At 70.1% G+C, this 20129-nt stretch carries 14 protein-coding genes and 2 pseudogenes; 11 read left to right on the forward strand and 5 right to left on the reverse strand.

From position 1 onward, the window contains the following. The first annotated feature begins 105 nt into the window (after positions 1 to 105). Positions 106 to 1542 (forward strand): sigma-54-dependent transcriptional regulator, encoded by a 1437-nt coding sequence (locus WME76_RS09650; RefSeq protein ID WP_437959866.1) that lies wholly within the window; start codon positions 106 to 108, stop codon positions 1540 to 1542. Positions 1543 to 1596: 54 nt separating this feature from the next. Here the strand turns inward: WME76_RS09650 and WME76_RS09655 are convergent, their stop codons facing one another. Then, the gene (locus WME76_RS09655; protein WP_437959867.1) at positions 1597 to 2037 is read right to left on the reverse strand and encodes an NADAR family protein; all 441 of its coding nucleotides are present in this window, start codon (positions 2035 to 2037) and stop codon (positions 1597 to 1599) included. Positions 2038 to 2352: 315 nt separating this feature from the next. On the opposite strand from WME76_RS09655, the gene WME76_RS09660 reads away from it, so the two are divergent. The 5 genes from WME76_RS09660 to WME76_RS09680 all read left to right on the forward strand — a co-directional run bounded on the left by WME76_RS09660 (position 2353) and on the right by WME76_RS09680 (position 11555). Next, a complete protein-coding gene (locus WME76_RS09660) occupies positions 2353 to 2769 on the forward strand; it encodes a MarR family winged helix-turn-helix transcriptional regulator (protein ID WP_437959868.1) in 417 nt (138 codons plus the stop codon). Positions 2770 to 2859: 90 nt separating this feature from the next. Continuing rightward, positions 2860 to 3267, forward strand: a complete 408-nt coding sequence (locus WME76_RS09665; RefSeq protein ID WP_437959869.1) for a tautomerase family protein — start codon at positions 2860 to 2862, stop codon at positions 3265 to 3267. Between the two features lie 230 nt (positions 3268 to 3497). Next, positions 3498 to 5534, forward strand: a complete 2037-nt coding sequence (locus WME76_RS09670; protein WP_437959870.1) for a hypothetical protein — start codon at positions 3498 to 3500, stop codon at positions 5532 to 5534. A gap of 21 nt (positions 5535 to 5555) precedes the next feature. Further along, complete coding sequence (locus WME76_RS09675) at positions 5556 to 6188, forward strand: hypothetical protein (RefSeq protein ID WP_437959871.1); 633 nt, start codon at positions 5556 to 5558, stop codon at positions 6186 to 6188. 162 nt (positions 6189 to 6350) lie between these two features. Then, positions 6351 to 11555 (forward strand): AAA family ATPase, encoded by a 5205-nt coding sequence (locus tag WME76_RS09680; protein WP_437959872.1) that lies wholly within the window; start codon positions 6351 to 6353, stop codon positions 11553 to 11555. A gap of 83 nt (positions 11556 to 11638) precedes the next feature. Here the strand turns inward: WME76_RS09680 and WME76_RS09685 are convergent, their stop codons facing one another. Further along, the gene (locus WME76_RS09685; protein ID WP_437959873.1) at positions 11639 to 11824 is read right to left on the reverse strand and encodes a hypothetical protein; all 186 of its coding nucleotides are present in this window, start codon (positions 11822 to 11824) and stop codon (positions 11639 to 11641) included. 637 nt (positions 11825 to 12461) lie between these two features. On the opposite strand from WME76_RS09685, the gene WME76_RS09690 reads away from it, so the two are divergent. Both WME76_RS09690 and WME76_RS09695 read left to right on the forward strand, forming a co-directional pair. Next, positions 12462 to 13616 (forward strand): acylphosphatase, encoded by a 1155-nt coding sequence (locus tag WME76_RS09690; RefSeq protein WP_437959874.1) that lies wholly within the window; start codon positions 12462 to 12464, stop codon positions 13614 to 13616. Positions 13617 to 13630: 14 nt separating this feature from the next. Beyond that, entirely contained in the window at positions 13631 to 16240 is a 2610-nt protein-coding gene (locus tag WME76_RS09695) for an NACHT domain-containing protein (protein WP_437959875.1), read from the forward strand. Between the two features lie 48 nt (positions 16241 to 16288). Here WME76_RS09695 and WME76_RS09700 read toward each other — a convergent pair. Next, positions 16289 to 16771, reverse strand: a pseudogene (locus WME76_RS09700) (GxxExxY protein); the annotation flags it as partial. A 243-nt stretch (positions 16772 to 17014) separates the two neighbouring features. Here WME76_RS09700 and WME76_RS09705 point away from each other — a divergent pair. The 3 genes and pseudogenes from WME76_RS09705 to WME76_RS09715 all read left to right on the forward strand — a co-directional run bounded on the left by WME76_RS09705 (position 17015) and on the right by WME76_RS09715 (position 17679). Continuing rightward, the gene (locus tag WME76_RS09705) at positions 17015 to 17269 is read left to right on the forward strand and encodes a hypothetical protein (protein WP_437959876.1); all 255 of its coding nucleotides are present in this window, start codon (positions 17015 to 17017) and stop codon (positions 17267 to 17269) included. Positions 17270 to 17294: 25 nt separating this feature from the next. Then, positions 17295 to 17414: pseudogene (locus WME76_RS09710) on the forward strand (type II toxin-antitoxin system VapC family toxin); the annotation flags it as partial. A gap of 4 nt (positions 17415 to 17418) precedes the next feature. After that, a complete protein-coding gene (locus WME76_RS09715; protein ID WP_437962098.1) occupies positions 17419 to 17679 on the forward strand; it encodes a PIN domain-containing protein in 261 nt (86 codons plus the stop codon). Between the two features lie 175 nt (positions 17680 to 17854). Here the strand turns inward: WME76_RS09715 and WME76_RS09720 are convergent, their stop codons facing one another. Beyond that, the gene (locus tag WME76_RS09720) at positions 17855 to 18514 is read right to left on the reverse strand and encodes a histidine phosphatase family protein (RefSeq protein ID WP_437959877.1); all 660 of its coding nucleotides are present in this window, start codon (positions 18512 to 18514) and stop codon (positions 17855 to 17857) included. A 305-nt stretch (positions 18515 to 18819) separates the two neighbouring features. Beyond that, entirely contained in the window at positions 18820 to 20124 is a 1305-nt protein-coding gene (locus tag WME76_RS09725) for a serpin family protein (protein WP_437959878.1), read from the reverse strand. Between the last annotated feature and the right edge of the window lie 5 nt (positions 20125 to 20129).

Here is a 20129-nt window from a genome sequence, read left to right on the forward strand (position 1 = left end):
TCGAACACGTAAACGCCCGATCTGCCGCATGTTCACGCGTTGCGTTGTGCGTCCGCACGTGGTCAGCCGTTGCGGTCCTGAGTCGCCTCGGCTGGAGGCGGAGGCATGAGCCGGATCCTGCTGGTGGAGGACGAGGTCGTCATCCGGACGGAGCTCCGGCGGCTGCTCGCCCGCCACGGCCACGACGTTGTCGAGGCGGGGTCGATCGCCGAGGCTGCGGCGGGCCGCGATCTGGGCGCGTTCGATCTGGTGCTGGCCGACGTGCGCCTGCCCGGCGAGCCGGGCACGGAGCTCGTCGGCCGGTGCGGCGCCGCGCCGGTCTTGCTCATGACGAGCTACGCCACGGTGAAGGCGGCGGTCGAGGCCGTGAAGCGCGGCGCCGCGGATTACCTCTCGAAGCCGTTCGACCACGACGAGCTCGTCTCCTGGGTCGATCACCACCTCGCCGTCGCGCGGTCCGGTCAGGGCGCTGCGCCCGTCGAGGTCGCGCCGGGCGCCGCGCCTTCCGCGCCTTCCGCGCCGCCCGCGTCTTCCGCGCCTTCCGCGCCTTCCGCGCCTTCCGCGCCTTCCGCGCCGCCCACGCCGGCCGACGACGAGCTCGAGGGGCTGGTCGGCGGCTCGGCGGCCATGCGGGACGTGTTCGCGCTGGCGCGCAAGGTCGCGCCGAGCGAGGCGACGCTGCTCATCCTCGGCGAGAGCGGCACCGGCAAGGAGACGCTCGCCCGCGCCGTGCACCGGCTCAGCCCGCGGCGGCAGCTCCCGTTCGTCCCGGTCTACTGCGCGGCCATCCCCGAGGCGATGATGGAAGGCGAGCTGTTCGGCCACGAGCGCGGCGCCTTCCCCGGCGCGCACGCCGCGCGCGCCGGGCTCTGCGAGGCCGCGGAGGGCGGGACGCTCCTGCTCGACGACATCGCCGAGCTGTCCGCGAGGGTCCAGGCGCGGCTCCTGCGCTTCCTCCAGACCGGCGAGGTGCGGCGCGTGGGCGCGAGCCGCGCCCGGCGCGTCGACGTGCGCCTCATCGCCACGACGCACCGGGATCTCGTGCAGATGGTGCGCGACGGGTCGTTCCTGAGCGACCTCTACTTCCGGCTGCGGCTCCACGAGATCCGCCTGCCGCCGCTGCGCGAGCGGCCGGGGGACGCGGTGCGCATCGCCGAGTCGCTGCTCAGGCGGCGCGCGTGGGCGACGGCGCAGACGCCGCTCGCGCTGTCGCCGGAGGCGCGCGCCGCCATCGCGGCGGCCCCGTGGCCTGGCAACGTCCGCGAGCTCGAGAACGCCGTTCACCGCGCCATGGTCCTCGCCGGGCGCAGCGAGATCGAGCTGGCCCACCTCGGGCTCGACGCCGCCCCGCCCCCCGCTCCGTACGTGCACGCCCTCGAGGCAGAGTCCCCTTCCGACTCGCTCGAGGGCTATTTCCGCCGCTTCGTCCTGGAGCACCAGGCCGCGCTGACGGAGACCGAGATCGCCCGCCGACTCGGGATCAGCCGCAAGACCCTGTGGGAGCGTCGACAGCGGCTCGGGATACCTCGGCCGCGCTCCTGACGGATCGCAGGCGGGTCATTCGACGCTCGCCGCGGGCGGGCCTCGCCGGCAGGTCTATCCGCGGCTCCGCAGGAGCGCGCGCGTCTCCATCAGGATCTTTCCGAGCATGTTCCTGCCGACGCCCTCGGCGCCACATCCCCAGTAGTAATCCGAGGGGGAGCTCTCGACGATCTCCTCGTCGCCGGTCGCCAGCAAGATCTCCCGGATGTCGGCGTGGGTCTCGAATTTGCGCAGCACCGCGCGCCTCATCACATCATCCTTGACGCTCTCCCAGTCCGGGCGGAGCGGGAGCCGTCGATCCCGGCCCATCTCTTTCGCGAGCCTGGGCGTCGCGGCGAGGCGTACGCGCTCCTCGTGATCGGTGCCGGCGAACTTCTGGGCCTGGAAGTAATGCTCGACGGTCGGCCAGTACCGGCCATCCACCGCGAAGCCGTGGAGAGAGAAGTTCGAGAAGCAGCCGTACTCGTCCCGGGGAACGTAGAACGATATGACCATGATGGCTCCTCTGACATCGGCTCACCGGCTCCTCGCCGCGCTGCGGCCGAGGCGAGCGCTGCCCCGCTTCGTGTAAGTGCATTCACGCGCGTGTGGCCTCGCGGGGCGCGAGCCTATCACACGGCGGGGGGCGGGGCGGGTGACGTGGTCGATCGATGTGCGCCGGATGCGCGTCGACCACGGCGACTGCCCACGTCTCCCCGAAATGGCACCTTCGGGCTGTCAGGCGTGCGCGCTCGGCCCGTCGTGACCCGGGCGAGGCGGCGCCCGCGAAAATTGGTTGCATGGCTAATCATCTCGCGGTAGAGTTGCCGGGTGTTCGACCACTGCCTGTACTTCAACACGACGTCGCTCGCCCGGCTGCTCGAGCGCGCGTGGAGCGCGGCGTTCGCGCCGTTCGAGCTCACGCCGCCGCAGGGCTTCCTGCTGCGCGTGGTGCTCAGGCGCCCGGGGCTGTCGCAGCGCGAGCTCGCCGAGATCATGACGATCGCGCGGCCGACCGCCACGCGCATCCTGGACGGGCTGGTCGGCCGCGGGCTGGTCGAGCGCCGGACCGGCGAGGCCGACGCGCGCGAGCAGCACATCCACCCGACCCGCGCCGCCGAGCAGATCGCGGACGCGCTCGACGCGGCCAGCGGCGAGGTCACGAAGAAGCTCAAGCAGGTGCTCGGAAAGCAGGTGTTCGAGCAGGCCGTCGGGCAGCTTCGCGGCATCCGCGCCGCCATCGGATAGCCGCCGCGCGCCCCGGCCCCGCCGGCTCGGCCTGATGGTTAGCTTGCTAATCGATTGCGACCGGACAAGGACAACGAAGGGAGAACGACCATGCCCATCCTCAACGTCAAGATCAGCGCTCAGCCCAGCCCGGAGCTCGTCCGTCAGGTGACCGAGACCTTGCTCGACCTCACCACGCGCATCCTGCACAAGAAGCGCGAATTGACCGCCATCACCTTCGACTTCGTGCGCCCCGAGCACTGGGTGGTGGGCGGCAGGACGCTCGCCGAGCAGGGCAAGCGGAGCTTCTACTTCGATATCAAGATCGTCGACGGCACCAACACCAAGGACGAGAAGGCGGCCTACGTCGCCGCGGCCTTCGAGGCGTTCGCGCAGCTGCTCGGCGAGCTGCACGACGAGAGCTACATCCACGTGCACGACGTCCGCGCAGACGCCTATGGCTACGGCGGGCTCACGCAGGAATATCGCTATATACGCAGCAAGCTCCAGCCCGGGTGAGCCATCGGGCGCGCCGACATCGACGCCGCGAGGGCGCGGCGCGGCCTGGTGATCCGGTCGGGGAGGCCTGGTAGAGGTGGAGCAGGAGGCTCTCCCTGAAGAACCCTCGGCGGCTCTCGCCCTTCCCGCTGGCGCTCCTCGCGATCTCCTGTGGTCCCGCCGCCGGGCCGGCCCCCGCGGCGCTCGCGCCGGCCTCGATCGCCATCCCTCCGGCCCCGCCGGAGGCGCCGGTGCGCGCCGAGCCCGCCGGCCCTCCCGTCGACCCGTCGACCCCGCTGGCGTTGCCGGCCGCCGCGATGCCGCCTGCGCCCTGGGTCGAGCCGCCCCTCGGGGAGCAGGAGCGCGCGCGGGCCGAGCGGAACCCGTTCAGCGAGCACCGCGAGATCGCCCTCGGCGCGCGCGTCGCGGTCTTCGCCGCGCCTGGAGACGGCGCCGGCGCCGCGGGCGCAGCCGGCGCCTCGGGCGCAGCCGGCGCCTCGGGCGCAGCCGGCGCCCCGGGCGCAGTCGGCGCCCCGGGCGCAGTCGGCGCCCCGGGCGCAGTCGGCGCCCCGGGCGCAGTCGGCGCCCCGGGCGCAGCCGCTGTCGGCGCCTTCGCCGTCCACGAGGACCTCGGCGTCGTCGGCCCCTTGAAGCTGCCCGCGGGCTTCACCTGGGTCGGCCTCGCCGGCCAGCGGGACGACGCCGTGCACGTCGCGACGCCCGACGGCGCGCTCCACCGCGCCGCCGACGTCCGCGCCGCGCTCCGGCCCGACGGCTTCGAGCGGCGCGGCAGCGTCGCCGGCGCGACGGCCTGGGACGCCGCCGGCGGCCTCATCGCCGCCGCGGCGGGGGAGCGCGTCAGCGTCTCCGCGGACGAGGGCCGCACCTTCACCTCGGCCGTCGTCGCGCCGGGCAAGCCGGTGCGCGCGGTCCTCGTGCGCCCCGACGGCGCGCTCGTGGCGCTCGTGGCCGCCGCCGAGGCCCCCGCGCGCGGCCGCCCGGCGTCTCCGGCGCGCGCGGCGCCCCCGGCGCGCCCCGCCGCGCCGGACACGTTCATCTCGTCGGATCGCGGCCAGACCTGGGCGCGCTCCACGTTCCAGCCGCGCGCGGTCGAGCGCGCGGGCTCCTGGATCTGGAACGGCGACCCGGTCTGCCCCGCCGTGCTGAGCCGCGACGGCCGCGCGTGGACCCGGGCCGCCCGCGCCGACCTGCTGCACGGCCTTCCGACCTTCGGCGCCGCGCTGCACCTCTCCGACGCGATCCGGGCCCGCGAGGCCGGCGCCCTCCGCTCGGCCCTCGTCCCGCCAGCGCCCGAGCCGCCGCCGCGCGGCGCCGCGGCGGTCGGGCGGGAGCCGCCGTGCAAGGACGACGACGCGGGCGCGGGCGGCGTCATCGGCGGCCTCATGGGCGGCTACGGCGTCTCCTGCGAGGGGGCGCTGTGCCTGCTCGCGGGCCTCCCGCCGCGGCCGCCGCCGACGCGCACCTGGCTCGCGGCCTTCGGCGATGGCCTCTGCGATCCGGCGCGCGTGCCGCCCGGCGCCGCCTGCGCCGCGCACCTCGCGCGGCCGCCCACGTTCGCGGTCGTCGACCAGCGCGCGGGCGCCGTGACGCCCGTCGCGGCGCCGGAGGGGTGCGCGCAGCCGGTCGCCCTGCGCAACGCGGCCGGCGTCGGCCTGCTCGTCTGCCGGGGCGGCGGCGGGGTCGCGGCGCTGTTCGTGCGCGGCGCGCAGGGCCCGTGGCGCGCCGAGGGGTCTCACGCGATCCCGGCCGACGCCGTGGAGCACCTCGCCGCGGCGCCGGACGGCACGCTGCTCCTTGTCGGTCCGACGCCGCCCGCGAGCGCTCCGCGGCGCGAGCCGCTGCCGCTGCTCGTGCGCAGCCCGCTGCCGCTGGGCGCGCCGCAGGCGTGGCGGCGCGTCGTGGTGCCGGACGGGGTCGCGGCGCTGCCGGCCCCCGGCGGCGCGGCGCTCCTCGTGAGCTCGCCCGCGGACTCGGCGGGCGGGCGGCTCGATGTGTCGCTGGATCGCCCAGGTCACCCGGCGCTCGTCCTCGCGCGCGCGGTCGAGGTGTCCCAGAACCTGACGAAGGTCGAGGTGCAGGGCGGTCGCGTGCGGTTCCGCGTGCTCCCGAAGCCCGCGCCGGAGCTCCTGGGCAAGCGCTGGCTCTCGCTGTCCGGGCCGCGCGACGAGCGCTGGCACGTGCTGACCCACGGCGGCGCGCTCGTCCCGGAGGCGCCGCCCCCGGAGACGCCGGCCGACGAGCGCCGGTTCGGTCCCGCGGGGCGGTAGCGGAGAGCAGGGACCCCGCCAATGACGGAATACGACATGCTGAGCGCGCAGGTCCCGCCGCGGGATCCCCGTGGTGCGCGCCGCCTGGCGCGCAGGCTGGACCCCGTCGGCGGGTTCCTTCTCTATGGATTCCTGTGGATCTATGTCTCCGTCGCGGTCGCCGTGTTTGCGGCGAGGGCCGTTGGCTCGGTGCTGAGCTCGACAGGATCCATGGTGCTTCCGCTCGCTCTCTTCGTCCTCGCGTACATGGTCTTTCCGATCTGGGTCTGGCGCCGGATACGCTCTGCGCGGCGGTTGTTTCGCGATGGCACGTTCGTCGACGCGACCGTGGACAAGGTGAGACACTCGTACATGGGCCGAGGTCGCTGGCGGACGCCGGTCACGCTGGTCGACCTCCAGGTCACCCTCGATGGCAAGGAGAGGTATCCGGGGCTGTCGCTGTTCGGGCACATCGAGCGGCTCGAGCGGGGTGACGTCCTTCCGGTGCTCTCCGTTCCTGGCTACAGGTACTGCGCCGCGTTCCCTGGTCGGGGAGAGCTCGTCGTCGCGCAACAACACCTCTTTCCTGATCAGGGAGAGGGCGGCGCCCGGCGGCGACGGGGCGCGGCGCACGCGCTCATCGCTCGGCGAGGTGACGAGCACCTCGGCCGATGAACCGGAGGAAGTGAGCTCGCGGCGCCGCGTACAAGCGAACTCTGCATTAGCCGACCTCTGCAGTGGCCCCCTCGTGGGGAGCCTGTGCGTGAGTGTCAGTCAGCGGCGACAAGGCGTTTGGTGCTAGCCGCCGACCCAGGTCCTGCCTGTATGCTCCGCCGCATGGGGATGGACAACGCTGCTGGCGGCTCACCCGAGGCGCCGCTCTCCGGGTACCAGGCCGACGACATTCTGCATCAGGGGCCTCACGTCGTCGTCTGCCGGGCGCGCCGCGCCGGCGACGGGCTGCCGGTCGTCCTGAAGGCGCTGAGGCCGGAGCGCGCCACGCCCCGCGAGGTCGCGCGGCTCCGCCACGAGCAGGCGATCGCGAAGGAGCTCAGTCACCCTGGCGTCGTCCGCGTCCTCGGCGTCGAGGAGCGCGAAGGGGCGCCCGTCCTCGTCCTGGAGGACTTCGGCGCCACGTCGCTCGACGCCGTCCTCCGGAGCGACGCGCTCGACCTGCCGACCACCTTGCGCATCGGCAGCCGCGTCGCGGGCACCCTCGCCGCGCTGCACCGCGCCGGCGTCATCCACAAGGACATCAAGCCGCACAACGTCCTCGTCCGCCTCGATCCGCTCGAGGTCAAGCTCACCGACTTCGGGATCGCCACGCGCCTCTCCCACGAGGTCCCCAGGGCCGAGAACCCGGACGTCGCCGAGGGGACCCTCGCGTACATGTCCCCCGAGCAGACCGGCTGGATGAACCGCAGCCTCGACTGCCGGACCGACCTCTACTCGCTCGGCGTCACGCTCTACCAGATGATCACGGGCTCCCTCCCGTTCGACGCCTCCTCGGCCATGGAGCTCGTGCACTGCCACCTCGCCAGGTCGCCCGCGCCGCCGCTCTCCGTGTCACCGCACGTCCCCGGCGTGCTCTCCGATATCGTCATGAAGCTCCTCTCCAAGGCCGCGGAGGATCGCTATCAGCATGCGGAGGCGCTCCAGGCCGATCTCGAGGAGTGCCTCCGGCGGTACGAGGCCGACGGCCGTATCGATCCCTTCCCGCTCGCCGCGCGCGACGCGGGCGGGGCGCTCAGCATCCCGGAGAAGCTCTATGGCCGCGAGGCCGAGACCGAGGCGCTCGTGGCCGCGTGCGGGCGCGCGGCGGCCGGCGCCACCGAGCTGCTCCTCGTCGCCGGGCACGCCGGCGTCGGCAAATCGGCCCTCGTCCACGAGGTCTACAAGGCCCTCGCGCACCGGCGCGGCGACTTCGTCTCCGGGAAGTTCGGCCAGCTCGCGCAGCGCGCCCCGTACGCGGCCATCGCCCAGGCGTTCGGCGAGCTCTGCAACCACATCCTGTCCGAGCGAGAAGAGCGCCTGTCGGCGTGGAGGGCCCGCATCGCGGCCGCGCTCGGGTCCAACGGGCAGGTCGTCGTCAACGTCGTCCCCGAGCTCGCGCGCATCATCGGCCCGCAGCCCCCGCTCCAGCCGCTCGGGCCGGGCGAGTCGCAGAACCGCTTCAACCTCGCGTTCCAGAGCTTCGTCCGCGCGGTCACGGACGAGCAGCTCCTCGCCGTCTTCATCGACGACCTGCAGTGGGCCGATCCTGCCTCGCTCAAGCTCCTCGAGCTCCTGCTCACCGAGCCGGAGGGCAGGGGACTCCTCGTGATCGGCGCCTACCGCGACGACGAGGTCGACGACGACCACCCGGTCACGAAGCTCCTCAACGAGCTGCGCGCCGCGAACGCGCCCGTCCGCGAGCTCGGGCTCCGGCCGCTCGGGCTCGACGACGTCCGCCGGCTCGTCGCCGAGACCTTCCACTGCGGCGTCGAGCGGGCGGAGCCCTTCGCGCGGCTCGTCCTGCAGAAGACCGCGGGCAACCCGTTCTTCATCACGCAGTACCTCCGCGCGCTCGCCGACGAGGGCATCGCGCGCTTCGATCCGGCCGCCGGCGCCTGGACCTGGGACATCGAACGGGCGCGGCGCGCGGCGGGCGAGAGCGTCATCGAGCTGATGGCCGCGAAGATCCGGCGGCTCGCGCCCGACGCGCAGCGGACGCTCCAGCTCGCCGCCTGCGTGGGCCACGAGTTCGACATCCAGACGCTCGCGCTCGTGGGCGACAGGCCCCCGGCCGAGGTGGCCGCGGCGCTCTGGGACGCGCTGCGGGACGGCCTGCTCGTGCCCCTCTCCGCCGACTACCGCTTCGTCCACTCCGGCGACGCGGCGGTCGCCGGCGAGCTCCTCGACGCGCCGTCCTTGCGCGTCTCGTACCGCTTCCTGCACGACCGCATCCAGCAGGCCGCCTACGCGCTCCTCGACGGGGCGGAGCGCGAGCGGCTGCACCGCCGCATCGGCCGGCTCCTGTCCGCGCGCGTCGCCGGCGCCCCCGGCGCGGCCGCGGACGGCGCGGAGGGCGCGGCCGCGGCCGGCGCGGACCCCGCGATCAGCGACGAGGACCTGTTCCGGATCGTGAGCCACCTCAACGCCGGCGCCGCGCTCATCGAGGACGCGGCGGAGCGCCGCGACTTCGTCCGGTGGAACCTCGCGGCGGGCCGTCGCGCCAGGGCCGCGACGGCGTTCGACGCCGCCTTCGGCTACCTGAGCGCCGCGGCCTCCGCGCTCGATCCGGAGCTCTCGGGCGGCGAGCGCGGCCTGGCCTTCGACGTCCTCGCCGAGCGCGCCGAGGGCGCGTACCTGAGCGGCCGCCACGAGGACGCCGAGGCGCTCCTCGCCGCCGTCCTCGAGGGCGCCGCCTCGGACCTGGAGCGCGCGCGCGTGCACGGCCTGCGCGCGACCCTCCACGTGGCGCAGGGCCGCTTCCCCGAGGCGGTCGCCGAGGGGCGCCGCGGCCTGCGCCTGTTCGACGTCGATCTGCCCGGCGACGCCGCCGCGCTCGACGCGGCCGTCCAGGCGGAGCTCGCCGAGATCGCGAGGTGCCTCGGCGACCGCGGGATCGAGGGCATCGGCGCGGGCCCGGAGCTCGCCGACCCGGACCGGCTCGCGGTGCTCAAGCTGCTCGCGTGCCTGGAGACGCCGGCCTACCTGATGGATCCGCGCCTCTACCAGCTCGTCGTCGCCAGGATGGCGAGCCTGTCGCTCCGGCACGGCAACTCGGCGCTGTCGAGCTGGGTCTACGTGACGTACGGCTTCATGGTGGCGGCGTTCCTGGGCCGCGTGCGCGAGGGCTACGAGATCGCGCGGGCGGGCGTCGCCCTGGACGACCGTCACAGCATGGCCGAGCTGAAGGCGAAGACCTGGTTCCTCTTCGCGGCCACGATGATGCTCTCCCGGCCGCACCGCGAGGCCCTCGACGCTTACCAGCGGGCCCTCGACGCCGCGATGGAGACGGGCGATTTCCTGTTCGGGAGGTTCGCCTCCAACCACATCGCCGTCATCAAGCTCAGCCTGGCCGACGACGTCCTCGGCGTGCGGGAGGAGGTCGAGCGGTTCCTGCGCTTCGCCCGCCGCACCAGGGATCCGGTGTGCACGGCGATGCAGACGGTCGCGCGGCAGGTCATCGAGAACCTCGCGGGGCGCACCTTCGGCCGCGCCTCGCTGAGCGACGCCAGCTTCGACGAGGCGGCGTTCGCCCCGACGCTGGACGCGCCGGGGCTCGCGACCCCTGCCTGCTGGTACTACACGGCCAGGCTCGCGCTCGCGTTCCTTTACGGCGATCACGAGGGCGCGCTCCAGATGGCGCTCCGCGCGCACGAGCGGCTCGCGGGCGGGGTCGGTCAGTACTTCGCGATCGCCGATCTGCCGCTCTACACCTGCCTCACCATCACGGCGCTCGGCCCCCGGTCGAGCCGGGAGGAGAGCGACAGGCTCGCCGCGATGCTCGCCTCGAGCCACGACAAGCTCGTCGCGATCGCGCGGGACTGCCCGGAGTTTCGCCACATGGACCTGCTCGTCGCGGCGGAGCGGGCGCGCCTCGCCGGCGAGGCGACCGATCGCGTCCTCGCGGCGTACGATCAGGCGATCGACGCCGCGCAGCGCGCGGGGTACGTGCGTTACACGGCGCTCGCGTACGAGCTCTGCGGCCGGTTCCTGGCCGGGAGCGGCGGGGAGCGGCTCGCGCAGCCGTTCCTTGTCGAGGCGCACGACGCGTACGCGCGCTGGGGTGCCGTGGCCAAGGTGCGGCAGATGCAGGAGGCCCACCCCCGGCTGCTCAGCCGCGCGACCGCGCGGCGTCCGCAGGCGGCGGGGGGCGCGCTCTCGGATCTGACCTCGGTGGCCTCGAGCACGATCACGGGCGCGCGGCGCACGGCGCTGCTCGACGCGGCCGCGATCATCCGGTCCGCGCAGGCGATCGCCCGCGAGACCGACCTCGAGCGCGTCGTGGTGCGGCTCCTGCGCCTCGCCGTCGAGAGCTCGGGCGCGCAGCGGGGCGCGCTGATCCTGGAGCGCGGCGAGGGGCTGCGCGTCGAGGCTGTCGCCGAGGACGGCGCCGAGGTGCGCGTGGGCCCGCCGGCGTTCGTCCGCGAGAGCGGCGCGGTCGCCCCTCGCGTGATCGACATCGTCACGGGGACGAGGAGCTCGGTCCTCGTGGGGGACGCCGCGCAGGACGCGCGGCTCGCTGGAGACGGCTATGTCGCGTCGCGGAGGCCGCGGTCCGTGCTCGGCCTGCCGATGGTGAGCCAGGGGCGCCTGACGGGGATCCTCTATCTCGAGAACAACGCCGCGCCCGACATCTTCTCTCCCGCCCGCCTCGATCTGCTCGAGCTCATCGCCTCGCAGGCCGCCGTCGCGCTGGAGAACGCGCTGCTCTACGGGCGCGTCCAGGCGACGAGCGACGTCATCCGCCGCGACAAGGACGCGCTCGAGGCGGCCGTCGCCGGGCGCACCGCCGAGCTCTCCGCGGCGAAGGCGCGGCTGGAGGAGGAGCTCGCCGAGCGGGCGCGCGTCGAGCGGGCGCGGGCCGAGCTCCAGGACGATCTCATCCGTATCCAGCGCGACCGGCTCGCGGAGATGGCGTGTCCGCTCATCCCGATCACCGACCGCATCATGGCCATGCCGCTGATCGGGAGCATCGACACGGAGCGCGCGAATCAGGCGCTGGAGACGGCGCTGCGCGGCGTGTCGGACACCGGGGCGCAGGTGGTCATCCTGGACATCACCGGCGTGAGCGTCGTGGACAGCGCCGTCGCGGCGACGCTGTTGCGGACCGCGGCCGCGCTGCGGTTGCTCGGCGCCGAGGTGGTGATCACCGGGGTTCGCCCGCAGGTGTCTCGCGCCCTGGTGAGCCTCGATATCGATCTGGGAGGGCTCGTGATCCACTCCACGCTCCAGCGCGGCATCGGCCATGCGCTGCAGCGGACCGGCGAGGGCCCCCGCCTCGCGGAGATGGCCTCTCGTGGCCGGGGAGCCCAGCGCGACGCGCCCCGCTGAGCGTGGCCAGACGTCTGGCCGTCCGTGGCCAGACGTCTGGCTGTCCGTCAGACGTCTGAGTGGACGTGGGGCGCCAGGGCGGCTCACTCGGGAAAGCGGACGATGATATGCGTGTCGGCGAGCGGCACGAGCCCGTCGCGGGGAGCGACGAGCAGCTCGTGGAGGATCTCCTCCCTGGAGAGCCGGGGATCATGGCGCCATTCTACGCGTCGGGGCACCGGCGCGCGACGCGAATTATGCAGTGGTATGAGCGCCTTCACTTCAGACATGGCGACCGACACCACGGCAGCGCACGGCACACGGCTCGATCTCGATCGTATGACGAACGGGCTATCGCCATACAAGGGCGGTCGCCACATGTCGGGGCGCTGCCGCACCTCCCTCTCGGGCCAGAACTCGGAATCGGCTGATGAGGCCTCACCCGGTGTCCATGATGGACGGAACTCGCGAACGCTACCACTTGCGGGCATTCGGAGCGGCGTATAACGTAACCTTCATGCGTAGGCGTATGCATAAGGCCCGTCCGCAAGCTCGTCGAACGCTCTCTCTTCGCGCAACGAGATCCGATGCCCAAGGCGAATCACTGGCTCATGTCCGAGCTCGTCCCGATGCCTTGCTCGCGAGCCTGCCTCGATTCGCCGCGTGGATGAGCGGATCCAGCGTCACCCGGGAATCGCGCGATATATTGTGAACCCAACCCGATCTCCAGCGCAGCGCCTGCTGGCGCGGGCGTGGATGTTTTGACCCACGGCCTGCTTTTCAAGAATGGGAAACGCTGTCATGCCTGTGTCACCCCCCTCGATGTCGGATCAAAAGCTATCAGTAGCGCTACCCGACTGGCCGCCGACGACGGGTACCGCGCAGCCAGGAGGCGCAGACGCTCGGGGCGGCTCGACGCGTGAGCCGTTGAACGTATTCCTCTCGTATGCGCGGGCTGATCGCGAGCTGATGGAGAGGCTCAGAGAAGCAATGAGTGCACTGGAGAGGGAGAAGGAGATCAAGATCTGGCATGACGATAATATCAGTGCAGGAGACCCGATCGAGTGCACCATCGACGAGCACCTCGACAACGCAGAGTTGATTATGATTCTCGTTAGCGCCAGCTTTCTGGGCTCAGATGCTTGCTACGATAAAGAAATGAGGCGTGCCCTCGAACGAGAGCGCAAGGGCGAAGCACGTGTCCTTCCCGTCCTCCTGCGGCCTTGCGATTGGTCACAAACGCCAATCGCAGCTCTCAGTGTGCTGCCGATTGACTCCAGGCCAATTACGAGCTGGCCCAGTCAGGATGAGGCATTTACGAGCGTGGCTCAGGGTGTGCGAACAATAGTCAAAAACCTCCGTGTTAGTGGGCGGTTCCTCTGGAGTTCTGCGCGCCGCGCTGAGCCGGGGCCGATCGTAGACAGGAACTATGTGCACGACAGAGGCATGAATGTCGCGCAAACGGGTGCTGTGGCTGCACGGGAGGGCGATCGAGACCGGGCGATTTACCGTGAGATAGAACTGGATCTGCCACCTCGTCTCAAGTGCAAAGCTGACCTTGTCATCTATACGGATCGCTCGATTGATCTGTTCCTGTTCGCGGACGTGGCGCCCCGCTCCGTGAGCTTCGCCGGACGCATCGGTATGCGCCTGGGCGGCGCCTGGAATGTGACCATACCTCCGCTTGTCAAGGCGGATACGCTGCTCCTTGCCATCGTTCCCGCCAGCGGGAAAAGGTGGACCGGGGACGTGGTCGTCCGCGGGTCAGGCGAGATCACGGTGCGAGCTGTTGCCACTGGAAGCGTGCAAGGGGTTCATTATCGAGCTTCCCTCCGGCAGCGTGCTCGACAGCTGGGGCTCACCGGGTGGGTGCGAAACCTGGAGGAGAGCGACAAGGTTGAATTCGTCGTGCAAGGTCGTGCGACCGATGTGGACGCGCTCATCTCATGGGCTCGCAGCGGCCCACCTCGCGAGAGCACATCGAGCCAGGGATCGATTGATGTCAAGCAAAAGCCGGAGATGGACGCTCGTCTGTACGAAAGCTTCGAGGTGAGGCTGGTCGACGTGGAGGTGAAGCAGTGAGGAGCACGCTACTCGTGCAGCGGGCGCTCGGACGGATCGCGACGGAGAGCAAGCATATAAACGGTGGAGAGGCGACCGCGGTGGCCACGCGCGCCGCCCACCGCATCGCGCGAGACCTCCGATGGGGTGCTTGCCTGGACGAGCGCGAGCACGCGCGCATCGCCTCCCTTGTGGATTCGATGACGTCGCTGGGTGAACCGCTGGAGCCGCTGCCTGCGTGGCGGGAGCCGACCTTTGTTCCCGGTGAGGCGTTCGTCCTCCTGCCGACCCAGACGGTGCGTCTGAGAGTCGACGATGCCGGCATCGAGAGCGCGCGCACGGACGCCGAGACCGCTGCAGCGATCGATGCTGCCAAGAGCGGCGCCCTATGCGAGGTCAACGCAATGGGAGCGACGCGGAATCCGCACCACCTGACCGATGCGCTCTCGTATCCGGTGCTGGAGGACGCGGCGGATCTACGCACCGCGGGCAGATCCATCGGCCTGAGCGTGGCCATGGCCACGATCTCTCATCTGTACACCCGCGCGCTGTCGCCTGCCGTCGTGGGCATGGCGGAGGTGAACTATACGGGCAAGCTCGCGCCGGTGAACGCGGCGCTCCTGCACGAAGGAGTCCGATCCGTCGCTGCGTGCTGGCCTCGCCTGGTGAAAACCTTGGTCGTCGCCGATGGGCAGGCTGTGCTCGAGGAGACGCAGGAGATCCTCGACGCGCGCAGGGTCAGGCTCGTGCGTTGCCGGAGAATCCACGAGCGGCACCACGGCCGGAAGGGCGCGCTTGAGATCTATTTCCCGAACGGGGTGCAAGAGAACTTCATTCCCAAGGTTCAGAAGTACTTGAACGATCTCCGCCTCGATGTCGAGCCTCTTTGCGAAGGTTACGTCGAGGGCGATTTCGTCAGACTCCAAGGGAAGCCGTTTGACGTGGACGCGTGGCTCGCCTCATCAGAACCGGTGACATATGTAAGCGGGGAGTTCGGGACCGGAAAGACAGCATTTTGCTTGAATCTCGTTCGAAAGCTCTGCACGTCGCCGAGTCCGATCAAGCCCCGGATTGTCGCTCATGTGGATTTGGCGCGTGTCACTCTGGACGGGGGCGCTCTGGATCGCCTCGTTCCGAGGCAGGCGGAGGCGGCGCGAGAGCTTCTGGCAGTGTTCAACATTGATTCTTTAGGTAGCACCGCGAGGCAGTTGAAGGATCTGTCCATCCATGAGTACCCACTCCTTATCGTCCTCGAGGGGCTCGACGAAATTACCGATCCACGAATCGCTCGTAGCCTTATGGCGCGAGCTATCACGATCGCCGATTTTGCCAGCATGGGCGGCGAACGGTCTGTCCAGTTCGTTATCTCTGGAAGGGTCAATATGCTCCGCGAGCATTTCAGGGCGATCTATGATGATCTCACCCTGCGTGTGCCGAAAAAGTGGCTGATCTTGGACCAGGAGACTGCCGATCCGAAGCTTATTATGCTTCATCTGCTCACGAAGGAACAGGTGATGAGCTTCATCGCCTCCAGGCATAGTGACCGGCCGAGAGACGTCGCGAATATTCAGCGCCTGCTCCGCGAGAACGAGAAGCTCTTGGAACTGTGCAGCCGACCGCTTGTCCTGTACCTCCTGGGTCATAGCCTGCTCACTAGCAGTACCGAGGTCAGCGGCATGGAGATCAAGAGCCACACACTGTTCGGCGTGTTCGAGCATGTGTGGAACGGCTATGCGAAAAGGCTGCAGTGCGTGGAGGAGCCGAAGGTGCGAGCGGCCCTCGAGCGTGTAGCATATCGAACGTGGCTATACGCCTGCCAGCTAGCTCGTTCGAGCGGCGAGCCTCACGTGAACAACACGAATCTGACGTTCAATATCGATTGGTTCAAGGAGGCGCTCCGCGAGGCAGGCGTAGACGACGGAAGGAAAGCTCATTACCTGCAGCAGATCCTGGTTGCGCCCCTCTTTCGCAGGGAGAACGGCGATATTACCTGGGCATATCGCATGTTTCTCGACTACTTCATCGCCCGCTACGTCGCGGCACACCTCGATACGGCGGTAAACGACTCGAGGGAGAGCTTGCAGGTGACGTTCTGCCGGCTGGGCCTCCTTGACCTTCTGCGCGAGGCCGTCGACCGGACCGAAGAGATTTACCTGCGTAGCCTCTTGCTCGATCCCGATGGGACAGACGAAACGCGCGTATTTGCGAGCCATCTGCTTCGACGAGCCGTATTCAATAGATCTTTGCCGGCGCTGCAGACCGCGTACAAGCTCTGTCGTGAAAATCAGTCAAAGATATTTCTGATTTTTGCGATCTTGTCGCACCAGGAGGAGCCGGCCGAGCATCATCTGGAGTTCGTGAAGAGTCATGAGGCGGAGCTCGTGAGTACACTGCGACTATTTGTCGAGGGGCAGGATGCGGACGTCTGCCATTTTAATACGTCGCGATTGCTCAAAGAGGACCATCGGGGCAAGGCGATCCTCTATTTGATATCGCTGAGGCAGGTAGGAAAGACGCGGCCGACCGAGGTCCGTGAGGTCGTGCAGCAGTTTTTGCAAAAATGCGCTCCGAGGTCTATCGAAGAGGCGTTTGCCAGGGAGGTGCTCGAATCGATCGGTGCTCCTGTCGTGCAGCCAGCCGGTTGAATCGGCTGAGCTCCGAGGACCGGATCGACCGCCGTTGATTCGGAGCCCCGGCGTGTTCAAGTTGACGAGCAATCCGACGTCCAGGTCCGTCAGCTTCAGGTACGTGAGCACCTGAGCTTCATGGACTGGCAGCAGGTGATCGACGGCCTTGAGCTCCAGCACGAGCTTCTCCTCGACGACAACGTCAGCCGGCCCCGAGCGGGCTCGAACGAATGGTCCCCATCTCTCGCCTCCCACCCTTGTCTGTACTCTCTCTCTCGCCTCCCCGCCTCCCCGCCTCCCTGTGTACTCTCTCTTTCTCTGTCTCCCGCCCAACAAGCCGCTGCTGCCGACGGCGCTGCGCGCCGCGGCAGACCGGCAGGAAGTCGGGCCGCCGGGCGCCATGCTGTGCGGGTGGACCTGCGTGACCGCGGTCTCCCAGGTCCGATAAACGACAGCCGTGAACACGTGAGCAGCGGGAGCGCAATCCACCGGCGCCTGCGCCGCTCTCGATCGGGACCCGCTTTCACGGCCAGGATGCGCGGGCCTCATGACGACGGTGCTCGGTACGACGGCGCTCCGTTCGCCAGGGATCGCGCTCGACCGGGCAGGGGTGGGGTGCAGTCGGGCGCGGCTGCAGCCTCTGCTCCTGCGATCCCTGTGCCATGTTCGCTCCGCGAGGCTGCCCCTTGACGGGGGCCCGGCCTCCAGCGCTGCCCGCGTCTCTGGAGCGGCTGCAGCGACGGGAACGGCGCGGCGTGGTAGACTGGACAGCGGCGAAAGTGGAGGTCGGGCATGATGGACGCCGAGCAAATTCTCCAGGAGATCCGTCGTCTTCCGACCGATGCGCAGCGCACGCTCATCGAACGCATCGTTCGGGAGCTGGGCGGCACCCCGAGCGTGCCGGCTGGGCTGGCGGCCCCACCGGACGATCCGTTCCTGGGACTGCTCGCCGATGAACCGGAGCTCGCCGACGAGATCCACCAGGTCGCGGTCACGTCGCGCCACCAGGGGCGCGAGGATTTCAATGGCGACGAGAACCATTCTTGATACGGACATCTGGTCCGAGATCCTCATGGCGAAGGATCCGATCGTCGCAAAGCGGGCGCGCGCGTATCACGCACACCTGGGGCGCTATACGCTCTCCGTGATCACCGTGATGGAGGTGGTTTACGGCTATTCACGCGTGGGTCGTGACGATCGGATTCAACAATTTTTGTCGCTGCTGGCGCGAGCAGACGTCTTGTGGCTCGACCACCACGGTGGCCGAGCTCGCGGGCCGGATCCGAGCCGATCTCGAACGCCTGGGGAGCAAATTGACGATCGAGGATACCCTGATTGCAGCGACGGCGATCCGTCATGGGCTTCCCATCGCAACCGGAAACACGCGCCATTTCGTCAAGATCCAAGATGCGGGGTACCCGCTCGTGCTCGAAAACTGGAGAGAGCCTACCTTGTGAACCGCAGGGTACTCAGGACGCCCTGCGGTACGCATACGGCTCAACAAGCCGCGGTCATCAGCCGTCAAGGTCGCCCTGGGACGGTTGGTCAAAATTGACCACTATCCGACGTCCGACTGTCCGTGGCCAGACGTCTGGCTGTCCGTGGCCAGACGTCTGGCCACGGCGTCGCGCCTCACGCCGGCGGGGCGGAGAGCGCCTCGGCGAGCGCGTCGCCGAGGTGAGCGGCGTCGTTCCAGACGACGACGCGGTAGCCGTTGCTCGGGTCGTGCTCGATCAGGGAGACGCCCGTGTTGGCCGGCACCTGCAGCGCCTTCAGCCCGCCGGCGTCCATCTGGAGTATCCGCCCGACAGCCGTCTTGATCGCCGCGCCGTGGGACACCACCCCGACCGCCTCGCCCGCGTGCCGCTCCGCGATCCGGTCGAGCGCGCGCATCATGCGATCGCCGAGCTCCGCGTACGTCTCGCCGCCGCCGCGCCGGACATCGACGCCGCGCCGCCACGCGGCCCACTCCTCGGGGAAGCGCGCCTGCACGTCGGCGCGGCTGAGCCCCTGCCAGGCGCCGAGGCTCACCTCCCGCAGCGCAGCGTCCGCGACGGCCTCGAGGCCAAGCGCCGAGGCCACGCGCTCCGCCGTCTCCGCGGCGCGCTCGAGGTCGGAGCAGTAGACCGCCGAGAGCCGGATCCGCCCGCCGGCGAACCGCCCCGCGAGCCGCTCGGCCTGCTCGCGCCCGCGCGCGTTGAGCCCGCGCCCCGCCTGTCCCTGGAAGACCTGCGCGCGGTTGTCGTCGGTCTCCCCGTGCCGGATGAGCATCAGCTTCGTTGTGGCGTGCACGATGGCCGCACTGTAGCAGGGCGCGCGCGGTCAAGTTCGTCCGCGAGGAGGCGAACAACCAGACGGCCGAAGAGCAGAAGCTCGCGCCGGGGCGCTCCCGCCCCGGCGCGCGGAACACGGTGGCCGGTAGTTCAATGGCAGAACACGGCGGTGTAAGGACTGACCTCTGACCTTGAACGTGTGGGTGTGCGCAGAGGGCGGCAAACCGAGGCCCGGGATCAGGCCAGAGTCCCGGGCCTCACCTGTTTCAGGCGCCCCCGTCTGGCAGGCGCCGGCCCGCCCCCGCGCCGGGCGGGGCCCGATCCTCAGCGCGCCGTCGGGTCGTTGACGCGTCCTGCGAAGAGGATCGCCTGCGTCGACACGTCGCGGATGAAGAAGAAGAACGGGCGGTCCAGGACGATCGCCGCAGGCGGAGCCGGGAGACCCGAGCCCGTGGAATTGAGGATGACCGCGGTCGACCCTGATGCCTCGGTCCCGGCCTCGTCCACGTCGATCCTCGCCGCGTGGATGACCTTGTGGATCCAGATGCTGGGGTTCACGACGATGCCCGTGAAGTCGGCCTCGCTGCCGAAGGCGACCCCCATGCCAAGCGCCTTGAGCGCTTCGTTGAGAGAGGCGGACGTGCCGAACGAGAACTTCGGCATCGTGATAACGACAGGCTGCTCGTAGGTCGAGTCGATGATCGCCTCGAGCGCCGCGCCGTCGAGCGACTCCTCGAACGCGTCCGCGGTCCCCTTGGCGGGCAGCACGACGAACATCGAGACGGCGGACCCCGCATACGGGATCCCCACCGCCTCCCAGCCGTCGCCGGCGCCGTAGCTCCCCTGATGCATGCCGCGCATCATCTGGGCGGTGACGCTCGAACCGTCGTCGCGCTGGAACGCCCCCGGCTGCGTCGCGTCCTTCTCGAACGCCGTCTTCCACGCGGCGCTGAAGTAGATGGCGTTGACGAGCACGGCCACCGTCTCCGGCGTCACGTCGTCATCGAGGAGCTTCGGGATCTTGCCCTCCGTCCGGTCGCTCACCCACGCGTTGATGAGCCCCTCGGCCTCTTTCGTGGCGGTGAGGAAATCCGCGAGCCGCACGTGCGCGCCATAGTGCTCGCCGAGCACGTTCAGGAACGGCTTCTCGATCGGGAGATCGATCTGCGCCCAGATCGTGTTGGCCGTGCGGAGCCGGAAGCCGCCGTCCTGGGCGTGTTTCTGGATCTGGAGCTCCACGTCGTTGAACGCCGGATGCAACCGCTCCTGGGGGAGCTCGAAGCGCATCGCCGCGGCCATCGCCTGCTCCGTCGTTGTCCGCGCGCCCGCGTAGGTCATCGCGAGCGCCGTCGAGATGCTGAGAGGCGCGTAGACGACGTTCTCTGTCGCGCTGTGGAGCGCGCGGCCGATGTCGAGCGCGAAGCTCGCGTTGTGGTGTGCGAGCGACGCCCGGTCCTCCGCCGAGACGTCCGGATTCTCGATCCGCGTCACGTCCGAGGGCACAACGCAGCCGGGCTTCACCTCGAAGCACTCGACGGGGGCCTCGACCGAGCCGCCCCCGCCCTGGCCGCCCCCTCCCGCGCTCCCGCCCTGGCCCGAGCTGCACCCCACCAGGGCTGACAACCCCATGGCCA

This window comes from Sorangium sp. So ce119 (assembly GCF_051524405.1).
Classification (GTDB): Bacteria; Myxococcota_A; Polyangia; order Polyangiales; family Polyangiaceae; genus Sorangium; species Sorangium cellulosum_G.

Coding starts and splice junctions, on each gene's coding strand:
- WME76_RS09650 (WP_437959866.1), top strand. CDS start 106: ATGAGCCGGATCCTGCTGGTGGAGGACGAGGTCGTCATCCGGACGGAG.
- WME76_RS09655 (WP_437959867.1), bottom strand. CDS start 2,037: ATGGTCATATCGTTCTACGTTCCCCGGGACGAGTACGGCTGCTTCTCG.
- WME76_RS09665 (WP_437959869.1), top strand. CDS start 2,860: ATGCCCATCCTCAACGTCAAGATCAGCGCTCAGCCCAGCCCGGAGCTC.
- WME76_RS09675 (WP_437959871.1), top strand. CDS start 5,556: ATGACGGAATACGACATGCTGAGCGCGCAGGTCCCGCCGCGGGATCCC.
- WME76_RS09680 (WP_437959872.1), top strand. CDS start 6,351: ATGGGGATGGACAACGCTGCTGGCGGCTCACCCGAGGCGCCGCTCTCC.
- WME76_RS09685 (WP_437959873.1), bottom strand. CDS start 11,824: ATGTCTGAAGTGAAGGCGCTCATACCACTGCATAATTCGCGTCGCGCG.
- WME76_RS09705 (WP_437959876.1), top strand. CDS start 17,015: ATGATGGACGCCGAGCAAATTCTCCAGGAGATCCGTCGTCTTCCGACC.
- WME76_RS09725 (WP_437959878.1), bottom strand. CDS start 20,124: ATGGGGTTGTCAGCCCTGGTGGGGTGCAGCTCGGGCCAGGGCGGGAGC.